At 64.3% G+C, this 20494-nt stretch carries 20 protein-coding genes and 1 pseudogene; 12 read left to right on the top strand and 9 right to left on the bottom strand.

Annotated features, from left to right (window positions below; all coding sequences use genetic code 11):
• Both G1H10_RS19975 and G1H10_RS19970 read left to right on the top strand, forming a co-directional pair.
• On the top strand, positions 1-361 hold a 361-nt coding region (locus G1H10_RS19975; protein ID WP_376778639.1), incomplete at its 5' end, for a transposase.
• 489 nt (positions 362-850) lie between these two features.
• Positions 851-1801, top strand: coding sequence for an alpha/beta fold hydrolase (locus tag G1H10_RS19970; RefSeq protein WP_163740973.1), 951 nt, complete (start codon positions 851-853; stop codon positions 1799-1801).
• A 242-nt stretch (positions 1802-2043) separates the two neighbouring features.
• Here the strand turns inward: G1H10_RS19970 and G1H10_RS32460 are convergent.
• Positions 2044-2269, bottom strand: a pseudogene (locus G1H10_RS32460) (class I SAM-dependent methyltransferase); the annotation flags it as partial.
• Between the two features lie 170 nt (positions 2270-2439).
• Between G1H10_RS32460 and G1H10_RS19960 the strand changes: the two are divergent.
• Together G1H10_RS19960 and G1H10_RS19955 are read left to right on the top strand one after the other, a co-directional pair.
• Positions 2440-2643, top strand: a complete 204-nt coding sequence (locus G1H10_RS19960; RefSeq protein WP_163740971.1) for a response regulator transcription factor — start codon at positions 2440-2442, stop codon at positions 2641-2643.
• Positions 2644-2802: 159 nt separating this feature from the next.
• Positions 2803-3444 carry a dihydrofolate reductase family protein gene (locus G1H10_RS19955; RefSeq protein ID WP_163740968.1) on the top strand — a complete coding sequence of 214 codons (642 nt, stop codon included), beginning with the start codon at positions 2803-2805 and terminating at the stop codon, positions 3442-3444.
• Positions 3445-3480: 36 nt separating this feature from the next.
• Here G1H10_RS19955 and G1H10_RS19950 read toward each other — a convergent pair whose 3' ends face one another.
• Positions 3481-3885, bottom strand: coding sequence for a GNAT family N-acetyltransferase (locus G1H10_RS19950; RefSeq protein ID WP_216853466.1), 405 nt, complete (start codon positions 3883-3885; stop codon positions 3481-3483).
• Positions 3886-4042: 157 nt separating this feature from the next.
• Between G1H10_RS19950 and G1H10_RS19945 the strand changes: the two genes are divergently transcribed.
• The 3 genes from G1H10_RS19945 (at position 4043) to G1H10_RS19935 (ending at position 7189) form a co-directional block, all read left to right on the top strand.
• Positions 4043-5044, top strand: coding sequence for an RNA polymerase subunit sigma-70 (locus G1H10_RS19945; protein ID WP_163740966.1), 1002 nt, complete (start codon positions 4043-4045; stop codon positions 5042-5044).
• A gap of 130 nt (positions 5045-5174) precedes the next feature.
• Positions 5175-5666, top strand: a complete 492-nt coding sequence (locus G1H10_RS19940) for a DUF6069 family protein (RefSeq protein WP_163740963.1) — start codon at positions 5175-5177, stop codon at positions 5664-5666.
• A 197-nt stretch (positions 5667-5863) separates the two neighbouring features.
• Positions 5864-7189: an alkaline phosphatase family protein gene (locus tag G1H10_RS19935; RefSeq protein WP_163740961.1), complete on the top strand. Its 1326-nt coding sequence runs from the start codon at positions 5864-5866 to the stop codon at positions 7187-7189.
• A 76-nt stretch (positions 7190-7265) separates the two neighbouring features.
• On the opposite strand, the gene G1H10_RS19930 is transcribed toward G1H10_RS19935, so the two are convergent.
• Positions 7266-7550 carry a hypothetical protein gene (locus G1H10_RS19930; RefSeq protein WP_163740959.1) on the bottom strand — a complete coding sequence of 95 codons (285 nt, stop codon included), beginning with the start codon at positions 7548-7550 and terminating at the stop codon, positions 7266-7268.
• 189 nt (positions 7551-7739) lie between these two features.
• On the opposite strand from G1H10_RS19930, the gene G1H10_RS19925 reads away from it, so the two are divergent.
• Positions 7740-8558: an alpha/beta fold hydrolase gene (locus G1H10_RS19925; RefSeq protein WP_163740957.1), complete on the top strand. Its 819-nt coding sequence runs from the start codon at positions 7740-7742 to the stop codon at positions 8556-8558.
• 450 nt (positions 8559-9008) lie between these two features.
• Here G1H10_RS19925 and G1H10_RS19920 read toward each other — a convergent pair whose 3' ends face one another.
• Complete coding sequence (locus G1H10_RS19920) at positions 9009-9428, bottom strand: PIN domain nuclease (protein ID WP_216853465.1); 420 nt, start codon at positions 9426-9428, stop codon at positions 9009-9011.
• Entirely contained in the window at positions 9419-9640 is a 222-nt protein-coding gene (gene vapB, locus G1H10_RS19915) for a type II toxin-antitoxin system VapB family antitoxin (RefSeq protein WP_163740956.1), read from the bottom strand. The genes G1H10_RS19920 and vapB overlap by 10 nt, the downstream gene beginning before the upstream one ends.
• 181 nt (positions 9641-9821) lie before the next feature.
• Here vapB and G1H10_RS19910 point away from each other — a divergent pair, with 181 nt between their 5' ends.
• Entirely contained in the window at positions 9822-10463 is a 642-nt protein-coding gene (locus tag G1H10_RS19910; protein ID WP_163740954.1) for an HAD family hydrolase, read from the top strand.
• Here G1H10_RS19910 and G1H10_RS19905 read toward each other — a convergent pair.
• The 4 genes from G1H10_RS19905 to G1H10_RS19890 form a co-directional block, all read right to left on the bottom strand.
• Positions 10386-12047, bottom strand: a complete 1662-nt coding sequence (locus G1H10_RS19905; RefSeq protein ID WP_163740952.1) for an arylsulfatase — start codon at positions 12045-12047, stop codon at positions 10386-10388. The two genes, G1H10_RS19910 and G1H10_RS19905, sit on opposite strands and share 78 nt — an antisense overlap.
• 135 nt (positions 12048-12182) lie before the next feature.
• Positions 12183-12878 (bottom strand): CBM96 family carbohydrate-binding protein, encoded by a 696-nt coding sequence (locus G1H10_RS19900; RefSeq protein ID WP_163740950.1) that lies wholly within the window; start codon positions 12876-12878, stop codon positions 12183-12185.
• 337 nt (positions 12879-13215) lie between these two features.
• Entirely contained in the window at positions 13216-14223 is a 1008-nt protein-coding gene (locus G1H10_RS19895; protein WP_163740948.1) for a hypothetical protein, read from the bottom strand.
• Between the two features lie 95 nt (positions 14224-14318).
• Positions 14319-16388 carry a GntR family transcriptional regulator gene (locus tag G1H10_RS19890; RefSeq protein ID WP_163740946.1) on the bottom strand — a complete coding sequence of 690 codons (2070 nt, stop codon included), beginning with the start codon at positions 16386-16388 and terminating at the stop codon, positions 14319-14321.
• 382 nt (positions 16389-16770) lie between these two features.
• On the opposite strand from G1H10_RS19890, the gene G1H10_RS19885 reads away from it, so the two are divergent.
• From G1H10_RS19885 to G1H10_RS19875, 3 genes are read left to right on the top strand one after another with little or no spacing between them, the layout of a single operon-like run.
• Positions 16771-17832 carry an ABC transporter permease gene (locus tag G1H10_RS19885; protein WP_216853464.1) on the top strand — a complete coding sequence of 354 codons (1062 nt, stop codon included), beginning with the start codon at positions 16771-16773 and terminating at the stop codon, positions 17830-17832.
• Entirely contained in the window at positions 17829-18716 is an 888-nt protein-coding gene (locus G1H10_RS19880; RefSeq protein ID WP_163740944.1) for a carbohydrate ABC transporter permease, read from the top strand. The genes G1H10_RS19885 and G1H10_RS19880 overlap by 4 nt, the downstream gene beginning before the upstream one ends.
• Positions 18717-18770: 54 nt before the next feature.
• The gene (locus G1H10_RS19875; protein ID WP_163740942.1) at positions 18771-20456 is read left to right on the top strand and encodes an extracellular solute-binding protein; all 1686 of its coding nucleotides are present in this window, start codon (positions 18771-18773) and stop codon (positions 20454-20456) included.
• The last annotated feature ends 38 nt before the right edge of the window (positions 20457-20494 follow it).

Here is a 20494-nt window from a genome sequence, read left to right as displayed (position 1 = left end):
TGACAACCCCTACCTCGCCCCTCTTCTCGACACGTTGAACCAGGCCGGCAACCGGCCTGAGCACCTGCTGGCCGACAAGGCGTACTCGCACCCTTCCACCCGCCGTGAGCTTCGCCGCCGCCGCGTTGGCCACACCATTCCCGAACGCCGTGACCAGGTCGAGCGTCGTAAGGCCAAGGGATCGGCCGGTGGGCGGCCACCATCGTTTGATCCCGAGCGCTACAAGCTGCGCAACACGGTTGAGCGCGGCTTCGGCAGGTTCAAGCAATGGCGCGGGATCGCCACCAGATACGACAAGTACGCCCGCACCTACCACGGCGGCGTCCTCCTGGCCGCCACCATCATCCTCGCCCGGCCATGAATTAGGAGACACGCCCTAGACCGGCTCTTCACCAGATGAAGGTGTAGCTGGCGAGGCGGCCCCCGGGATGGACGTCGGGGTCTCCCGAGGAAAAGGGCTCCTCCACACTCATCCTGAAAGACCCCACGTGCCCGACGCCACCGTGGCGAGCGCTCGGATGCGTTCGCCCAGCCCGATCTGACTGCGTTCTACCGACTTCTCCCTTCTCAACACCACAGGGCCTGAGAGAGCGACCGCGGCTGCAGCGCTCGACCGGTGGGATCTTTCAGCATTCTCAGTTCGCCACCTATTGAGGACCTATTGTGACCGCAATTCGCCCTACGGTGGTAGCAATCGATCAGGCCGCACCCAAAAGACCGGCATCACGCCGAAAGGAACGTCGATACGCCCAGCCGTCAGCCAAGCTCGCCGATCTCTGCGCGAGGACTCACCCGCGCCGTCGATTCCAGCGATTGCCTGATCACCCTGAAACGATGAGGAGGAAATGCAATGCTCAATCCAACCGATTTCCCCAAGCCCACCCTTATTTCCGTCAACGGTGTGGAACTCGAAGTCTTTGAAGCAGGCCGAGAAAACATCGGAGAACCTATCGTGCTCTGTCACGGCTGGCCAGAGCATGCTTTTTCGTGGCGGCACCAGGTGCCCGCGCTTGCCGCAGCGGGCTACCATGTCATCGTCCCAAACCAGCGGGGTTACGGCAACTCGTCCCACCCGACCGAAATAGCAGACTATGACATTGAACATTTGTCGGGTGATCTTATCGCACTTCTCGATCACTACGGGTACGACGATGCCACCTTTGTCGGTCATGATTGGGGCGCAATGGTCGTTTGGGGACTGACCCTCTTGCATCCACACCGCGTCAATAGAGTGATAAACCTCAGCCTGCCTTACCAGGAGCGTGGGGAAAAGCCCTGGATCGAGTTCATGGAAGAAATATTTGGCGGCGACTTCTATTTCGTCCACTTCAATCGACGGCCAGGTGTCGCGGACGCCGTACTGGACGAGAATACATTCCGATTCCTTCGCAACATGTACCGGAAAAACCAGCCACCTGCCGAGCCAGAACCAGGAATGGCGATGATCAATCTCGCCAAGGCAGAAACACCACTGGGTGAGCCCTTGATGAGCGACAGCGAACTGGCTGTCTTCGTCTCCGCCTTCGAGACATCAGGGTTCACGGGCAGCATAAATTGGTACCGGAACCTTGACCGCAACTGGCACCTGTTGGCGGACGTGGACCCAATCATCCACCAGCCCACCCTCATGATCTACGGCGACCGGGATGCGGTCGCGAAGTCTGAAAACCTGACCGAGTTCGTGCCCAATGTGGAAGTGGTCAATGTGGATTGCGGTCATTGGATCCAGCAGGAAAAGCCGGAAGAAACAAACCAAGCGATTCTGAAATGGCTGGAACAGCAGGATGCCGATGCCGCCTAGACCCAAGAGCGTTTCAAGGGTAAGCGGTCCTTCACGATGTAGCGTGGTGCAGGCTGGCCAGCTGGTGGCGCAGGTGCGGGGTCCGCTATATCGCGTTAGTGGGCCCCTGCAGCGTCTCGGCACGTCCGCATCGGCCTCCCTATGACACGCGTCGCGTCCGCCGCGCGTCGCGGGTCTGGTTCGCGTCAGAGGCGCACCTTGTCCCCCGGCTTCCGGGAGCCCGACTCGCTGTGGGAGCGCGTGCCATGCCTATCGGCGTCGCGGCGGCCGGCCTCGGACAGCTCCGGAGTCAGGTCGGTAGCGACAACCTCGGCGCCGGTCATCGCGGCCGGGATGGCGGCGTTTCCTGAGCCGGCGGCGACAGAGGACGCGCTGGCCGGCACGGACACCGGCAGCCTCGACGAGGACGGCTCCTAGCTCGGGTATCACCTCCGACGCGACAGCCGGATAGTCCCCTGATGCTCACATCGTGCGGTGCTTGCTCTTGAGAACCTGGTCGGCCGCGATGGCCGTCGTGTCGGTGCTCACGATTCCTCCTGAAGGAGTGTGGAAACGGTTGACCCATTCAGCGTCGGCGCTGCATCGCGTTCGCACATCCGTGCAGAGCACGGAAGGTTTTTTGGGAATAGCATGGCCATGTGGTGGCCCTGGGGGGACTCACGCGACGCGAACGGGCGACACTGGCCGCCGTCGAGCGGCAGCTGAACAATGCCGAGATTGCCGAGGAGTTCGGTGTGTCGGTGCGCACGGTCGAGTCCCATATCGCCGCCTTACGGCGCAAGCTCAACGCCGCCAGCCGGGCCGAGCTGATCCACCGCGACGCCACCGGTGCCGCGGGCTGACCGTGCCGGCCACGTGTGTGAGTCGACGCCGATGAGTTTCCGCCGGCCGATCGGTCTATCCAGGCACAAGCATGTGGAACAGTGCCTGGACGAGATGGCGGCACCGCTCGATCAGGGACCGCACGGCCAAGTGAACCGGCTGCGTGAATGGGAGATGCGATGAGCACCGTGGTGATGCACAACGTCGTATCGGTGGACGGCTTCATCGCCGACGCGAACGACCAGGTCGGCCCGTTGTTCGACTGGTATTTCAACGGCGACGTCCCACTGACCCCAGGCGAGATGGACGAGCCGTCGATGGGCGCATTCAAGGTCTCACAGGCCTCGTACGACTACGTCCGAGCCGCTTGGGACAGCATCGGGGCGATGGTGATCGGACGTCACCTGTTCGACATCACCAACGGCTGGGAGGGCAAACCTCCGGCCGGCGAGCACGTCGTCGTCGTGACACATCGCCCCAAACCCGATGGGTGGCACCCTGAGGCGTCGTATCACTTCGTCGACGATGTGACCCAAGCCATCGCCAAGGCCAAAGAACTCGCCGGCGAACGCACCGTCGCCGTGGCCGCGGGCGACGTAGGCGGTCAGGCATTCGCGCTCGGCCTCGTGGACGAGGTAGCTATGGACGTCGCCCCCGTTGTCCTCGGCTCGGGCAAACCGTACTTCGGGCCGGTCGACGCCCAACACCTGCTCGACGACCCGCACACAGTTATCCAGGGCACACGAGTGCTCCACCTGCGCTACCGAGTGCGCCGCCCCGGGGCTCCGCACGCCGACACATCGGTCCCTGAATCCCTGTAGCCGGTCCGACCGTGGTCCACCCGCCTCCACGGCCACTCAGCGGCCAGCCATGCAGCGACAGCGTCGGCGAGCGGCCCGTCGAGGGTCAGCCCGGTCGGCACGCACCCAGGACTGGACGGTGATGTCGTAGTCCGCAGACGACGCCGGGTACAGGTAGACGCAACCGATGACGTCGCCGTCGCCCGGGTCGAGGACGGTGAAGGTGAACCCCCGGCCGGCCGCGAAATCGGCCGCATGGCGGCGAAGGTCGGCCGGGTTGGCCTCCAGGGACATCCCGTCCAGCGGTGGCCAGTCACCGTCCGGGTAGCCAGGCGTCGCCCGAACATGCTCGATGCTCGAGGTCCACGCCGCGTGGTCCGCTTCATTGTGCTGCGGCCCCAACGGTTCGAGCCGGAACCGCTCGGTGACCAGCGACGTCGGCGGCTCGAAACCAGCCCTCACAAACGCATCCGAAATCGCGGCCCGATGTTACCGGGCACCACGAGGCGGGGCACCCGAGTCCGGGCTAACGCCGTCCATGTGTTCACGCGGTGATGAGTTTCCGTTCCCGCATCCGTCACATCTACGACAGGGCTCAACGAGACGGAAGGATGACGCGATGAACGCGAATACGCAGCCGGAGAAGCTGGGCGTGAACGGTCTGGGAGAGGTCGACGAGCCGGCGTTCTCGGGGCTGGCGGAGCGGCACCGGCGGGAGTTGCACGTGCATTGCTACCGGATGCTCGGCTCGTTCGAGGACGCCGAGGATGCAGTGCAGGAGACGTTCCTGCGTGCCTGGCGGCGGCGGGAGACCTTCGAAGGGCGGTCGACGTTGCGGGCCTGGCTGTACCGGATCGCCACCAACGCCTGTCTGGACCTGCTCGCCAAGCGCCGCCCGAAGCCCGCCACCGGCGGCGAGGTGCCGTGGCTGCAGCCGTACCCGGACCGGCTGCTCGACGAGTTGCCCGCAAGCGACGCAGACCAGCCGGAGACCTTCGCGGTGGCGCGGGAGACGATCGAGCTGGCGTACCTGGTCGCGGTCCAGCACCTGGCGCCGCGCCCGCGGGCCGTACTGATCCTGCGGGACGTGCTCGGCTGGCCGGCGAAGGAAGTCGCGCAGCTCCTCGGGGACTCCGTCAACTCCGTCAACAGCGCGCTGCAGCGGGCCCGCGCCGGCATGCGGGAGCACCTGCCCGCCGAGCGGCAGGACTGGACCGGGGGCGAAGAGGAGGACTCAGGGACGCGCGAGCTGGTGCGCCGCTATACGGACGCCAGCGTGGCCACGGATGTCCACGGGCTCGCCACCCTGCTGCGGGACGATGTCCGCTGCTCGATGCCACCAACGCCGGGCCTGCACGTCGGTCGCGACGCGGTGGTGAACAGCTGGGTCGAGGACGGCTTCGAGAGCTTGGGGCGTTTGCGCGGCGTCTTCACCTCCGTGAATCGGCAGCCCGCCGTCGCCTTCTATCTCTGGCGGAAGCGTCAGGACGCGTACCTGCCGTTGACGATCGACGTGCTGCGCGTCACCGGCGGGGAGATCACCGAGATCGTGACATTCCACGACGACCGGTTCCCGCAGCTCGGGCTGCCAGAGCGCCTGCCGATCGACAGCACGTCGTAGTAGGTGCGGACGCTCGCGCCGCGGAACCCGGGCCATCACACGGCGAGGGTGCACATCGTCACCCCAAGGCCGAGACCTTCGCAAACCAGTCAGCACCCGGTACGCCGGCTACCGAATGTGGAGGAACGACATGAACAGTACGGACGACGCCGGAGTCGTCGCAGGCCCGGCATCGGGCCGCACCAGGCAGGGCCGCCGACTCCGCGGCCTCGTCCGCACCGGCTGGATCGCCACGCTCGCGGCGATGGCGGCCACCACCCTCGCCGCTGCTCTTGCGCAGGCCCTGGGCGTCGACTTCCAGATCCCCGATGACGGCGAGACGATCCCGTTGCCCGGGTTCGCCGTGGTGACCGGCCTCTTCTCGGTCGTGGGCATGGTCTTCGCCGTCGCTCTTCTTCGTTGGAGCGTTCACCCCGCCGAGCGATTCATGTGGACGACAGTGTCGCTGACCACGATTTCGATGGCCCCGCCCCTCCTCTCCGGGGCAAACACAGCCACCACCAGCGCCCTCGTGGGGCTGCACCTGATCACAGCGACGATCATGATCCCAACACTGACGCGGGCCCTCCGTGCCCGACCCCCGATGGCGAGACCCGGCGCCGACGCTCCCCGCTACACGTAATCACACACCGGTGGTGACCGTCGTGCTCGTCCCGATCGTCGTCCAAGACGGGCCCGGCGGAGTCATCCTGGTCGGGCTGTTGGCCGGAGTGCTGCTGGTCGTCCTCGCGATCGCCCGGGCCAGCCGATACATGCGATACATCTCGACGCTGGCATCAAGACACGCGGAGTTCATCACGTCGGTAGAGACTCTTCGCCATGAACGAGCCGTCTCGTCAATCCGTATCCACCCGTTCCGTCAGCCGCCGCACCGTACTCGCCGCAGGTGTCGGCGCAGCCGCCGCGGTGACGATGCCCTCGGTCCCCTCCTGGGCAGACACCTCTGGATGGAGGCCGCACGCCAAGCACGTAGTACTCATCGGATGGGACGGTTTCGACCCCGACTACCTGGACCTGGTCGACACTCCGAACCTCGATGCGCTAGCCCGCCGCGGGAACCGCGGCACGACCAGCGGCTCTTTTCCGACCATCTCCAATCCGTCCTGGGCGACCGTCGCCACCGGCGCCTGGCCGCAGACCCACCTGAACACGCCGTACTTCATCGACCCGTCGACCGGGCAGGCTGTGAGCCAGACCCGAACCATGCAGGCGCAGAGCATCGCCGATGCCGTCGTCGCCGCCGGCGGCACGGTCGCATCGGTGCAGTTCTACATCGTGCAGAACCACGGAGCCGTGTACGGAGATCCGCACGCGCTCTATGTGCAGCCGGGCGGCACCAACTCCAGACGAGTCGACGTCGCGATCGACATCCTGCACGGGCGCCCAGTCCAGTCGGGTTCGACGACGGTCACGGTCGATCAGCCTCCGACACTGTTGGCCGTGTACGGCAGCGATCTCGACGGACTCGGCCACAGTGAGGGTGCCGAGTCGCCCAACATGGGCGCGACGCTCGCCGCCATGGACGCTGACCTGGGCAGGCTCGTACAGGCGACGAAGGACGTCGGAATCTATGGCGAGACCGCGTTCGTACTGCTCGGCGACCACGGCATGACGACGTTCACCCGCGGATGCGGAGAGCTGGTGCTCGCCACGCTGACCGACGCCGGATTCACCCCGGAGTTCGTCTCCCCTGGCCAGACGCCGTCCCCGCAGACTGACATCGCCATGGTCATTGGCGGAGTCGCCAACGTCTACCTTCTCGGCGACGCCCGGACCGACGCGGGCGTCGCGCGTGCCCGATCGGCGCTGGAATCGGTTGAGCAGGTACAAGACGTCTATGACCGCGCCGACCTCGAGGCGCTGCACGCCAGCCCACTTCTCGGCAACTTGGTGGCGGAGCCCGCCGCCGGATGGTCGTTCTCCATCACCGACCCAGACGGTCCGCGTGGATACCACGGCCGAACCGGCGAGCTCGAGGCGGTGCTGCTACTCTCCGGTCGCGGCGTCAACAAGCGCACCGGGAGGGTAAACGCACGACACGTCGACATCGCCCCGACGATCGCCGCGATACTCGGCATCCCTGCACCAGCGCAGGCCGAAGGCCGAGTGCTCACCGAGGCGCTACATCACCGTTTGGGCGCATAACCGACCTCGCTGACGCCGGATGCGAGCATGTGCCCTCACCGCCGCACGCCGCACGCAACGAGGAAGTCCGTACCCCTCAGGCGCCGGCGGCATCCTTGCGCGCAAGCAGGCGCCGCGCAGCGCCGGAAACGTGTTCGTCAAGAAGCTTATGGATCTCCGGCAGCGCCCACGTCTTGAGCGCGTCGAGGAGCTGCGTGTGTTCGTCGACGATGTCGGATGGACTCGAGTGGTATCCGCCGAGGCGCATGAACTGTGCCCTGACCCTGGGCAGGATGCTGTGCCACAGCTGAATCGTGTGAGGCTGCTCGGACGTACCGACAGCGACGACGGCCTCCCGGGGTTGAGCCGCTCCAGCTGCCACCTCGTCTCAGGCTCGAAGTCCACGGTCACAACACGTGGTGGTTCGGACTCCAGCGTCCAGCCGTCGTGATCGAATGCCCAAGCACCGGCGGTGGCGACGACGTGGCTGGCATACTTCTTGTGGATCAGTGCGTGTCGCGGTGTTCCGAGTCGGGAGCCTGTCCTGGTGAAAGAGATACGAGAACGCGCGGTGACCGTCGACGACAACGCACAACTGTGGACGATGAGTTCCGGCCCCACCGACGGGCCGCCTGTAGTCCTCTGCCACGGTGGGCCCGGTCTGTGGGACGACCTCGGCCCGGTTGCCGCCATGATCGACTCGACCTATCACGCCCATCGCTACGACCAGCGCGGCTGCGGACGCTCGACCGGACCGCACAACTACCGGCTGGACCGAGCGATCGCCGACCTCGATGGACTACGCCGACACTGGGGTTATGACCGATGGACACTCTTCGGCCACTCATGGGGAGCTACCCTCGTTCTCGCCTACGCCTGGACCCATCCCGAACACGCGCACGCGGTGATCTACTGCAGCGGGACCGGACCGGGGACGGAATGGTGGGCACCTCATAACGCGGAAGTCGCCAAGCGCCTCAGCACCGAGCAACAGCAGCGGCGCGACGAACTGGAACGGCAGAGACGTACCTGGGAGGAGGAAGTCGAGTTCCGCACGCTGTGCTGGCTGCCCGGCTACGCCGACCCTTCGCAGGCTGAAGCCTGGGCACGCGCGGCAGCCTCCGTCCCCTTCGAGATCAACTGGCGGGCTAACCGAGAACTCTGGGGAGCCAAACCCGACGAGCTCGCGCTCGCAAAGGAGGTAACCGCACCAACGCTGGTCATCCACGGTGAGGAAGATCCCCGGCCGCTGGCCAACAGCCGAAGGCTCCTCGATGTTCTGCCAAACGCTACGCTCGCGGCCATCCCCAATGCGGGGCATTCACCGTGGACGGAAGAATCTGCGGCCTTCTCGGCGCGGCTCAACGCGTTTCTTTCGGCACATCGGTGACTGCCTCCTCGCACGTAAGCTCGCCGACGAGCCGCTGTGTGATGAGGCTTCCGCGCTGACTCATAGCTGTCCGGAGATTGGCGGCCCGCCGGGAGCATCTGAGCCGTTCTCCTCGCAGCGGCCATCCGTAGGCCGAAGCGAAGCGGGACAACAGTGATTGAAGATCAACACGAAGTGACGCGGGCCTTGTCGCTGTACTGCTCGCAGATGGTGATGAGGATACACGCCTCGCTCTCGTGCCCGCGGGCGGCCAGGCCGCGCCCCGCCAGCGCGATCGACACGCGTCGGGTGCCGCACCTACCACGGCGGTCCCAGCCGCGGCAGCCGTGGCGCCAGTGCGGACAGGATGTCACCCGGGTAGACCGCACTCCAGCTCTGATACGCGTACTCCACGGGGACGCCATCGCAGCAAGGCCGCCGATGATGCGCACGGGCGGCAGCGGCGGTCGGCTAGAAATCACCCCGGAGTCGTTCGACAGGCTGGCCCGTGAGATCCGCGATGAGATCGAAGTCTTTGTCGACGTGCAGGACAGTAAGCCCAGCCAGTTCGCCCGCAGCGGCGATCAGCAGGTCAGGGATCTTCACGTCGCGATGGTGTCCTTGTGCTGCGAGCAGTCGCTGCACTTCGACTGCACGTGTCTCCATACGCGGTGTAAGGTTTTCGATCGGCAGGTTCGCGGCCGGCGGCTCCTCGATCCCGCGCCGCCAGTCTCGACCAGAACGGGCAGAAAACCCCATCTCCAACAGCGTCACCGTGGTCACCCGGACCAACCCCCGATTGATCCGATCCAGCCATTCATCGGCGTCCGGCGACGCATGCAGACGAACGTAGGCAGACTTGTCAATGATCCACAGATCGGTCACGACCACGCCTGTTCCATCACCGACTCGTCCGCCAGATCCGCGAACAACTCCGCCGAACGCGCCAGGTCAGCACGGGTGGCTGGCCGGGCGCCGATCTCGGCCAGCCGCGACACCTCTCGCCGCAAGTACTCGCTCCGCGACAGTCCCTGCCGCTCGGCGTGGGCATCGATCCGCCGCACAACCTCTTCATCTATGTTGCGTATAAGCAAGTCGGTCATGGCCACCACCTCCGATATCGCATGATATCACCCTTGGTCACAACAACCGGGCCTGCCTACTCACGGACAGCAACGACTATCGGCCGAGCACCTCAACGACAACCGTGGAGCCGGGCTCCGGAACACAAGATCTCCCAGTCGTCCCAGCAGAGGGCGCGGCGGACCTAGGAGAGGAAAGAGCGTGAAGACGTACATACTCTTCGACCACGATGGTGTTCTCGTGGATACCGAGTTCTGGTATTACAAGGCTGGGGAACGTGCCCTGGCCGACGTGGGACTGACCCTGGACATGGATCGGTACCTCCGGGACATGAACCAGGGATTGGGCACCTGGGCCCAAGCTAGGGCGGCGGGCATCGACGAGCAGACCATCGACAGACAGCGCAAGGCGCGTAATGACTACTACCAGGAATACCTGAGAACAGAGAGCATCGAGATCGAAGGCGTCATCGAGGCACTCGCCGAGTTGTCACAGCACACCCGCATGGCCATTGTGACGACTGCCAAACGTGCGGACTTCGAGCTCATCCACGAGAAGCGACACATCAGACAGTTCATGGACTTCGTTCTCGTTCGCGAAGACTACAGGCGCGCCAAGCCGCACCCCGAGCCATACCTGACCGGCTTAAAACGCTTCGGAGCCACCAAGGAAGAGACACTCGTCGTGGAGGACTCCCCCCGAGGGCTGACGTCAGCCGTGGCGGCCGGCATCGACTGTGCCATCGTCCACAACGACTTCACTCATTCATCCGACTTCTCCGAGGCCAGCTATCGAATCGAGGCCCTCATCGAGCTCAGGGACATCGTCGTCGGCGAGACCTAGCTGTCCGGCCAGAATCTGCTCGCGAGGGATGACCCCGTAGCGTTGGGCCCGCTCCTCGTAGGCGGCGGCCATGCGGGTCACGATCTCCGGATGTTCGGCCGCGACATCGTTCAGCTCGGTGCGGTCGATGCTCATGTCGTACAACTCCCACGGCTGCGCATGCTTGCGCACCAGCTTCCAGCGACCACGGCGTAGACCGGCGTTCCCCTCGTGCTCCCAGAACAACTCATGATCCTGCGTCGGCTCACCGCGCAGCAACGGCACCAAGCTTGCTCCCTCGAGCGGCGGCACCGGTTCTCCGCCACGTTGCGCCGGGTACTCCGCCCGCGCGACGTCGAGAAACGTCGGCATCACGTCGACAATATGACGCGGACTCGTACACAGCGACCCGGGCGTGCCCAACCCGGCCGGCCAGTACACGATCATCGGCGTGGCCACGCCACCCTCGTGCACCCAGTGTTTGTATTCCCGGAACGGTGTATTCGACAGATTCGCCCAATGCCGGCCGTAACTGCTGAACGTGTCCTCAGTTCCGGGCTCGACGTTCGCTGCATTCCCGACCTTGATCGACGCGCCCTGCCGCGTCCGCTCAGGCACCATACGTGGCCCACGCCGGGGTGAACCCGGCTCCGGCACCGCGAGTTCTTCGGCACAGCCGCCGTTGTCGGACAAGAACAGGAACAGGGTGTTCTCCAACCGGCCGCGCCGCTCCAACGTCTCAAGCACCCGCCCGATTCCGGCGTCCATCTGGGTGACCTGCGCGGCGTAGACCTCCATCCGCCGTGCCTCCCACTCCTTGTCCGCGACGTCGTCCCACGCCGGCACCTCCGAGTCGCGCTCGCTCATCGTGAACGACACGTCGATGATCCCCTGCGCCATCAGCCGCTTCATCCGCTCCGTTCGAAGCTCGTCCCAGCCCGCATCGAACCGCCCTCGATAGCGAGCGACCTCCCCTTCGGGTGCATGCAGCGGCCAATGCGGCGCCGTGTAGGGAAGGTAGAGGAACAACGGATCGGACCCGCGGTCGAGATCATGATCCTCAATGAACCGAACGGCATTCTCGGTGATCGCGTCGGTGTAGAAGAAATCCGGATCGGCCACCTCCGCGTCGTGAACATCCGTCTCCCCGCGGGTGAGAGTCTTCGGGTCGTAGAACGAGCCCGCGCCCGCCAAGGTCCCATAGAAGCGGTCGAATCCCCGACGAGTCGGCCACGCGGATGTCGGATTCTCCACGTCCGCCGCCAGATGCCACTTGCCACTCATGTACGTGCCGTATCCAGCCGCACCCAGAGCCTCGGCCGCCGTGACACAACGCTCGGACAGGTTCCCCGCATAGCCGCCGAACGGCCGCTCATCACCGGTGAGGATCCCGATCCCGACCTGGTGTGGGTGCAGTCCGGTCAACAACGCCGCCCGCGAAGGACTGCACCGCGGCGTACTGTAGAACTGCGTGAACCGCACGCCCGCCCGGCCGACCCGGTCCAGGTTCGGCGTCTCGATCTCTCCCCCATAGCAACCAATGTCCGAGAACCCCAGATCATCGGCCAAGACGACAACGATGTCGGGCCGAGCTGCTGTGGACATCAGTTCTCCCGCCTTCGCGTAGACCATCGTGCGCTAAACCGTCATATCGTTCAGTGACGAACTGGGCCCGGTACGGCATGCCTCACAGGGCTACGTGGCGCACTGTTCAACTAGGCCACAAGAACAGTGGCGAGCCTACGCATTCACCAACAGTTGTGGTCCGATTCCAGAGGAATCTTCGCGAGCATCCACCATCACGACCTCATTATTGGCACTCGGGCACAGGATCGCGAGGCTGACGACGGTGCGACCGCTCTCTAGTTCGGCAAGCACCCAGTCGGTTACATCCCATTCGAACTCTGCGGCCGGGCCCGCGACCGGGCGTGAACTCTGCACATGCGAGTCCAGGGCGGGCTTATTCGCCCACGTGATGCCCGTTTCTATCCAGCTCGTGTTCGGAACACCGTAGGCACTGACCCAGATCGAATGGTCGCCGGATTTCACGGCAGCATTGAGCCGCAGCCGAACAGCGGTTATCTCGTTGTGGTTCTCCCCCGCCAGGTCGAACTTCATATACGCCCACCGACGATAGTCGGCGCTGGCCTCCTTGATGAGAAGTTTGTTTGAATCGCCATAGTTCAGCGCGCTGTAATCGCCGCCACGCACATAAGCATCGGCGATCGCCCAGTGGTGCCGGTACGACCTCTGCAGGCGTTGCTGCCGCTGGGCGCGATACAGCGAGGCGGGAGTGAGGCCTGGTTGATTGGCGCCCTCGATCTTGCCAGGGGGATGGTCGAACGCTCCGACTCCGGTAACCGTGCCGGCGCAGCCGATTGCCCAGTTCTGCGCAGTCGGCGGCTGTTGCACGACGATGTGATTGTCGGTCGGCACCGTGCAGTTCCAGGCAACCGAGTGTGCCGAAGCCCATCCGTGGTTGTTTCCGTAGTGCCCACGGTTGAGTAGTCCGAGTACTCGCTCACTCTCGGGTGACTGTCCTCTGAAGCCGTCGAAAAGCAGACCTTGGGTCCATTTCCGGTGGCCCTCACTCATGAGAAGGCTATGCTGAGAGACACAGTCGAGGAACACCACACCAGAACACGTGCTCTTCCCATTCGAAATATAGGCGTGCCTGGCATGCGTGGCCACACAGTCTTTGAAGATGATCAACTGGGAATGAGATGAGACACAGAAGTTGTACCTCCGCGATCCGGTCACGAGCGATTTCGGATCAAGCGCCTGACAGCTTTCTATCGTGCACCGCACAGCGCCATTCGTCACGACGCCAGAGCCCCAGAAATGCAAAGCCGTGCAATCTCTCACCCATCCGTCCTGCAGGATTTCCCAACCGGATGGCGTGCCGTGGGTGTGTCTCGTCCTCGCCGTTCCCGCTGAAGACGATATCGACGCGAAGTGATTCAACCCCGGACTCGGCAATCAGACCCGCCCGGTTCCACTTGTAAAGATAGCTCTGCGCGTGCTGCCGATTCAGGTGATTGAAGACGGGCGCGTCGATCGTGACCAGATCTCCGTCGACGGCCATGATGAACCGGTTATACCGGATCGGCAACTCCCCCACAGCCCACGCAGGACCACTTCCGGTGCCGCCGCCATCGACCGCGTTGAGCCACTGTTGCGTGCACGGATGCTCGATGATGATGTTGTCGCCGACCGCCAGCCCGCTTGCGTTGCTGACTCGGAACGTACGGGCGCCGACCGGAACGAAATCGCTGACGATGTCGACCGCGTTTCCGTCCCTCCCGGCCCACGGGGTGGGGTCGTGCACGCCGACGTCTATGACGGCGGGCCCAGCCAGGTCGGCACCCGTCGCTCGGATCACCGTGTTCGACGCCGGATCGGATCCATCGCCGGCACCACGCAGTACCACGCCGCTGGCATTGATGGTGAGTCCGCCACGCACGTCGTAGGTGCCGGGTGCCAGCAACAACGCGCCCCGGTGCCCGTTCGCATCCTGATCGAGATTGCTCACTGTGTTGATGGCGCTCTGGATATGGTTCGTGTTGTCTCCGGCAACCGGACCGATGGACATAGCGACCGGAACGTCCGGCAACCCGGCGCCATTGCGGTATCCCGCATAGCTGAAGTCGGGAATCCGGTTTCCCTTCATGTCTGCCCTGTAGACCAGCACCCCGCTCGCATCCTCGCGGGCCCAGAGCGATTTCCACGAAGCATTCGGGGCAGCACGGGGGCCCCAGCCCGCCGGCGGCCAGGCTGCCACCGCGGCCAGGCCTCCCCCAGTTCCCAGCAGGAAATCCCGCCGGCCTACTCTCCGCTCTACCGCCACTTTTCCTCCCGCCATCGACAAGGGGGCGTTCAATTTTGCAGGGATGATGCTTCGGCTGTAGGCCGTGTCAGTGCCAGGTACGCCCCCAGCTGACGATCGGCTGAGTCGAGATAGCGGGTCCAGTCATGAACGGTGATGCCGTGCCCGCCAGGGCGAAGGTGGTACGCGATTCGGCTCGTCACGGCTTCGCCGGGATCGGGCATGTCCGTGCCGGAGAAGCCCTCGACGCCGAGTAGGCGATAGACCGGATCGGCGTATCGGGCGCTCAAGAACTCCCCGGCGGGATCGGCCCACTCGTCGCCTACCGCGCTGCCGATGCATACCGGTCGCGGCGCGATCAGTGCGATGAGTTCGTGCTGGTCGACCGGAAGTGCGTCCTCACGATCGACGTAATCGTTGAATGCGGTGCAGAACCAGTGCGGGAATCGTCTGGTGATCGCCTCGACGGTTTCGCCGACCCGGCGCCGCGACAGGGCGGCGCCGCCACACCCGGAGTTGTTGCTGGCCGCCATCGCGAAGCGCGTGTCCTGTGCGGCGGCCCAGAGAGCGGCTTTCCCCAGCCGTGAATGCCCGAATGCGATCACCTGCCCGGCGTCGATGCGCGAATCGGTTTCGAGGTAGTCCAGGGCGCGGCTGAGTCCCCACGCCCACGCGCCGAGCGTCCCCCACTCGTCGCGAGCCGGCCGGGTCTGACCGGGACCATAAAACAGCGGATGGATGCCGTTGGCGAAGCCGTCGTCGTAATCGGGATCGAGATCACCGCAATACATCGTGGCCAAGGCATATCCCCGGTCCAGGATCTGGGCCAGCGGCCACCGGTCCGCCTCGCATCCTCTTGACGCCTCGGTGGCACGATTGCCGACGACACCGACACCGTGCCCGCGCATCCATTGTTGAGACAACACGATCTCTGGGTCGGACTCGAGTTCGTGATTACCCCAGAAGTTCAGACCGAGAAAGGCGGGGCACCTCTCCGTGACCGCGTTCGGCACATACAGCAGCAGATTCGCAGTTGGGCCGCCGGCGAAACGTAGCTGGATTTCGGTCCGGGTGGCGCGACCCTCGACGGCACCGGGGTTGGAGGCGATCACCTCCGAATCCATCGTGACCCTCTTCGAGGGAGTGCGTCCGTACACATGCCGCTCGAACAGGTCGATCAGCTCGGCACGTCGTCTCGTCCAATCATCTGCCGATGTGACCGGTGTTCCGTCCGCCGCCACGAGCGGATCCGGTAGCCCACCCGGGACGGACAGCTCCGCCTCAGGAACGGACAAGCGTCCGGTGCGGTCGGCGGCCGAAGGCGCCATTGAATTGCCCCTCTCGTTGCGATCCGACATTGATGCGACGCCGTAGAACGGCTCGCGGCGACGCTCATGGGGGTCGGCGTAACTGTGCTTCTCCTGATCGATGTCGAATACCATTCGTTCGCCGACGTAGCGGGTCGCGGCAAGTTGGACCGGAGTTCCGCTCGCCTCTCGCACGATCTGCTGCTGGACCAGCAGCGCTGCTCCGGTCGGCACCTCGAGCAGGCGGGCGACATCTTGTGCTGCCGACGCGGCGGTGAGTGTGCCCTGAGCCCGGACCGGTTCGTGACCGATGGCGGCGAGCGCGGGATGGAGCGATCCTGAACTGAGATCGGTGTCGAGCACCTCGGCGCATACGGCCGGCAGCAGCACCTCCTCCAGTGCGATCGGAATGTCGTCACCCAGCAAGACCCAGGTCAGGTAGTAGATCTGCCCGTTGACGCCCTGGTCCAGATCGTGATTTTCCTGCCGAGTGCCGACCCGGCTTCCCGTCTCGAGGACGCGAGCCGATGGGCGCCGGCCATGCCGGTGCATGTGCTCGGTGAACGACAGGAACCGGGTCACGCGCCGATGCACCGCGTCATTGGCGACGTAGGTGCCACTGCCACGGATGCGATAGACGCGGCCCTCGCCCACGAGATTCGATACGGCCTGTCGCGCGGTCATCCGGCTGACGCCGAACTGTTCACTCAGGTCCTTGTCGCCGGGCAAGCGATCGCCAGGGGACGCAGCGGCGATGAGCTCACGAAGGTGCAGCTCGATCGTCTGATGGGCGGATGTCGTGTGGCGTGTCATGGTCAGACTTTCTATCCGGCAGGAACCGTCCACCGATGCTGGGCCGTAGGCCGCCTCCTGTGTAGCAGTCACTGGACAGCCCCAGCCGATCGTCGTACGAGTCTACAGGATAACTCTAGATAACCTCGCATAAAAGTCTAGACAACTGCTTCGTTCTGAGGCTAATGTGCGGCATGACGCCGTTCGCCACGGCCGGATAGCGCTTACTGCTCCGGCCGGCGACTGGGAGAGGAGTCCGATATGAAGCAACTCGTCGTGATCAACCGACGGGACACTGTGGCCGACGTGACCGATTCACTCGCGACTGCGTACACGGGCGGTTGCGGCTCTTCTCTACCGACCGTGCCGAGTATTCGGTCGACCTCGGCGCGTAGATCCGCCCATGAAGTCTGACCAGGAGGCGGCGGCAGGCACGCATATGGCCTCCAGCCGCTCAGCATCCGCCGGACCGCGCGCCGTAGCCGCTGATCCGCCCGGTCAGCGGCAAGGAACCGGATCGGTGACGGGCTCCACCCGTCCCCCTGGGAATCACCGCCGGTTGTGGCGGCATCGGTTGCGCAGAGACCGAGCACTGCTGCTGATGACCGTGCCCGGACTATTACTCCTGATCCTGTTCCAGTACCTGCCGCTCCTGGGCAATGTGATCGCCTTCCAGGATTACGTGCCGTTCCTGGGATTCCGGAACGCCGAGTTCGTCGGTCTGGCGAATTTCCGGGCCTTGTTCGCCGACCCGGCGTTCTGGAACGCCGTTGCCAACACGCTGATCATCACGCTGCTCAACCTGCTGCTGTTCTTCCCTGTGCCCATCGCTCTGGCCCTGTTGCTCGACAGCCTTTTTCACGAGCGCATCAAGAAGTTCGTCCAGGGCGTGATGTTCCTGCCGCACTTCATCTCCTGGGTCGTCATCGTCGCCCTGTTCACTCAGGTGCTGGGCGGAGCGGGAGTCATCAACCAGTTCCTGCTGCGCCACGACATGGAACCGGTGCACATCATCGGAAACGCGTCGGTGTTCAAGTTGCTACTGGTGGCGGAGGTGATCTGGAAGGACGCCGGCTGGGCCTGCATCATCTTCCTTGCCGCTCTGTCCGCGATCGATTCCCAACTCTACGAGTCGTCCGCAGTGGACGGTGCCGGGTACTGGCGGCGCATGTTTCACATCACCCTGCCGGGGATCCGGCCGGTGATCATCATCTTGATACTCCTGCGCCTGGGCGACGCGCTCTCGATCGGGTTCGAACAGGTACTCCTGCAGCGCGACAGCGTCGGGCCCGATGCCGCCGAGGTTCTGGACACCTACGTCTACTACTTCGGGGTGCAGGGCGGGAACTGGTCGATCGCCGCCGCGGCGGGCCTGTTCAAGGCGGTCGTCGGGCTGATCCTCGTGCTTTCGGCCAACAAGGTCGCACACATGCTCGGTGAGGACGGAGTGTACAGACGCCCATGAGATATGCCGCGAACCGACCAGTCTGGATGGAGAAGCCGTCACCGCTTCTCACCGTAGTCAAGGCGGCCACCCTGGCAACCATCGTCGCGCTGGTGCTGTTTCCGTTCCTCGTCGTCGTGTCCACCAGCCTGTCCACGGAATACGCGATCGCACAGGCCGGCGGGGTTGTCGTCATCCCGACCGAAATCTCCTTCGCCGCCTACGAGCAGGTCTTGTTCGGCGGCGTCGTCGCTCGAGCGTTGCTGGTCAGCATCGGCGTGACGGGGATCGGTGTCGTCCTCAGCGTCAGTGCCACCGTGCTCGCCGCCTATGGACTGTCACGGCCGGACTCGTTCGCGCACCGTCCCCTGCTCTTCACCGCGCTCTTCACCCTGCTGTTCGCGCCCGGGATCATTCCCCTCTATCTGACGGTCAAGCAGCTGGGACTCCTGGACAGCTACTGGTCGCTGATCCTGCCGACTGCGATGAATGCGTTCAACTTCGTTATCGTCCGCACCTTCTTCTCCCGCCTGCCTCAAGAGCTGTTCGACGCGGCCCGTGTTGACGGCGCAAGTGAGTTGCGGATCCTGCTTCGCATCGTGCTGCCGATATCCAAGGCCGTGGTGTCGGTGATCGCACTGTTCTACGGCGTCGCCTACTGGAACGCATTCTTCAACGCGATGCTGTTCATCACGGATGAATCGAAGTGGCCTCTGCAGGTCATCCTGCGGCTCTACGGGTTGCAGGGCCAGCAGCTGGAAGTGGATCCCAACCAGATTCCACCCCCACAACAGGCGACTCAGATGGCCATTGTCGTCTTGGCGATCATTCCCATCCTCATCGTTTTCCCGTTCGTCCAGCGCCACTTCACCAAGGGCGTGGTGATCGGCGCCGTCAAAGGATAGCCGCTGCGACGCAGCCGCCGTCCTACCCGACCATCACGCGTTCAAGGAGGAATCGTGAAAGGCTCCCGCACCCTCGCCATCTCCCGCACCCCCACGATCACGCGACGGACCCTGCTGCGTGCCGCGGTGGCGTCCGGCGCGGCCATAGCCGCAGGACCGGCGCTGGCGTCCTGCGGCGACGGCGGTCCCGGTTCCCGTTCGAGCAGCGGCGGAACGGACTCCGAAACCGTTTCGCTGCCCAGTTATGTTCCCGTCAGCAACGTTCCCGAACCGGACCTGCCCGGCTCCGAGCTCGGTGTCCAGCCCGGGTACTTCACCGCGCCGACGAATCTCGTCAAGTCTGTCCCCTCTGCACCGGGATCAGGTGAACCACTGAAAGCCATGGTGATCACCTACAACCCGCCGGCGCCGAACTCGCAATACATCGCCGCGGTCAACGAAGAGCTCAACGCTGAAATCGACTTCGATTTCGTACCCGACGCCGAATACGAGACTCGATTCGCCGCGGTGAGCGCCGGTGGCGACCTACCCGAACTGATCCAGCTGCCAGTATGGGCCAATCTGCCCCGGCTGGCCGACTTCTTGGACGCCGCGTGTGTCGACCTGTCGGACAAGCTATCCGGCGACAACGTCAAGAAGTACCCGAACCTCGCCGCCATTCCGGAACTGAGCTGGCGTAACGCCCGCATCAACGGGCGCATTTACGGCGTGCCGAAGGCCAGCAACCCGTTCGGTCGCGCGACGTTCTACCGCAAAGACCTCTTCGAACAGCGCAGCATCCCCATGCCGACCAACGCCGATGAGTTTCTGGAAATCTGCCAGGAACTCACCGATCGGAAGGAGGGCCGGTACGCGATCGGCGACACCAACACCGGCGCCTACGGCCCGTTCTCGCTCTTCCTGATCAGGGCCATGTTCAACGTCCCGAACCTATGGCGCCACGACGACAGCGGCCTCACCTACTACATCGAGACCGACGAGTTCAAGGAATCGATCGCCTACACCCGCACACTGTGGGAGGCAGGCGTTTTCCATCCGGACAGCCCCACCATGGACGGCCCCACCGTCAACGATCACTACAGCACGGGACGCATCTTCATCCATGAGGGTGGCAACGGCGGTTGGCTCCCCCAGATCAAGAACAACATCGATCACAACCCGGACTTCCAGACCGCCGCCATATTCCCATTCGGACACGACGGCGGCGAACCGACGTACTGGCTGAGCGAGGGGACGTTCAGCTTCGCCGCGGTCACCAAGACCGCGGAAGACCGGGTCGACGAGATGCTCGGCATCATGAACTACTGCGCCGCACCATTCGGCTCCACCGAGGATCAGCTGCTCAACTACGGCGTCGAGGGCGTGCATCACACGATGACCGACCAGGGGCCGTCGTTGACCGATCTCGGCAACAAGGAGGTCTACAACAGCTACCGGTATCTCACCGCGTCGGTGCAGGCCCTCTATTACGCCGGCCACGAAGACGACTACACGAAGCCGTTCCACGCGTGGCAGCAGAGAATCGCGGAGATCGGCCTGCCGAATCCAACCATCGGCTACTACTCACTGAGCGCTTCGGAGAAGAAAGCGACCCTCAACCAACTCGTGACCGACGAGGTGACCAATATCGTCCTCGGGCGCAAGGACGTGACCGCGCTCGACGATCTGCCCAAGACCTGGGCGAGTGAGGGTGGCGACCAGGTGCGCCGCGAGTACGAAGAAGCAATCGAACAGGCCTGATGGCCGCATTCGACAGTGCAACCTTCGACCAGGGGAGA

It is taken from the genome of Phytoactinopolyspora halotolerans (assembly GCF_010550675.1).
Lineage (GTDB): Bacteria > Actinomycetota > Actinomycetes > Jiangellales > Jiangellaceae > Phytoactinopolyspora > Phytoactinopolyspora halotolerans.
This window is presented reverse-complemented; position numbering and strand designations above follow the sequence as displayed.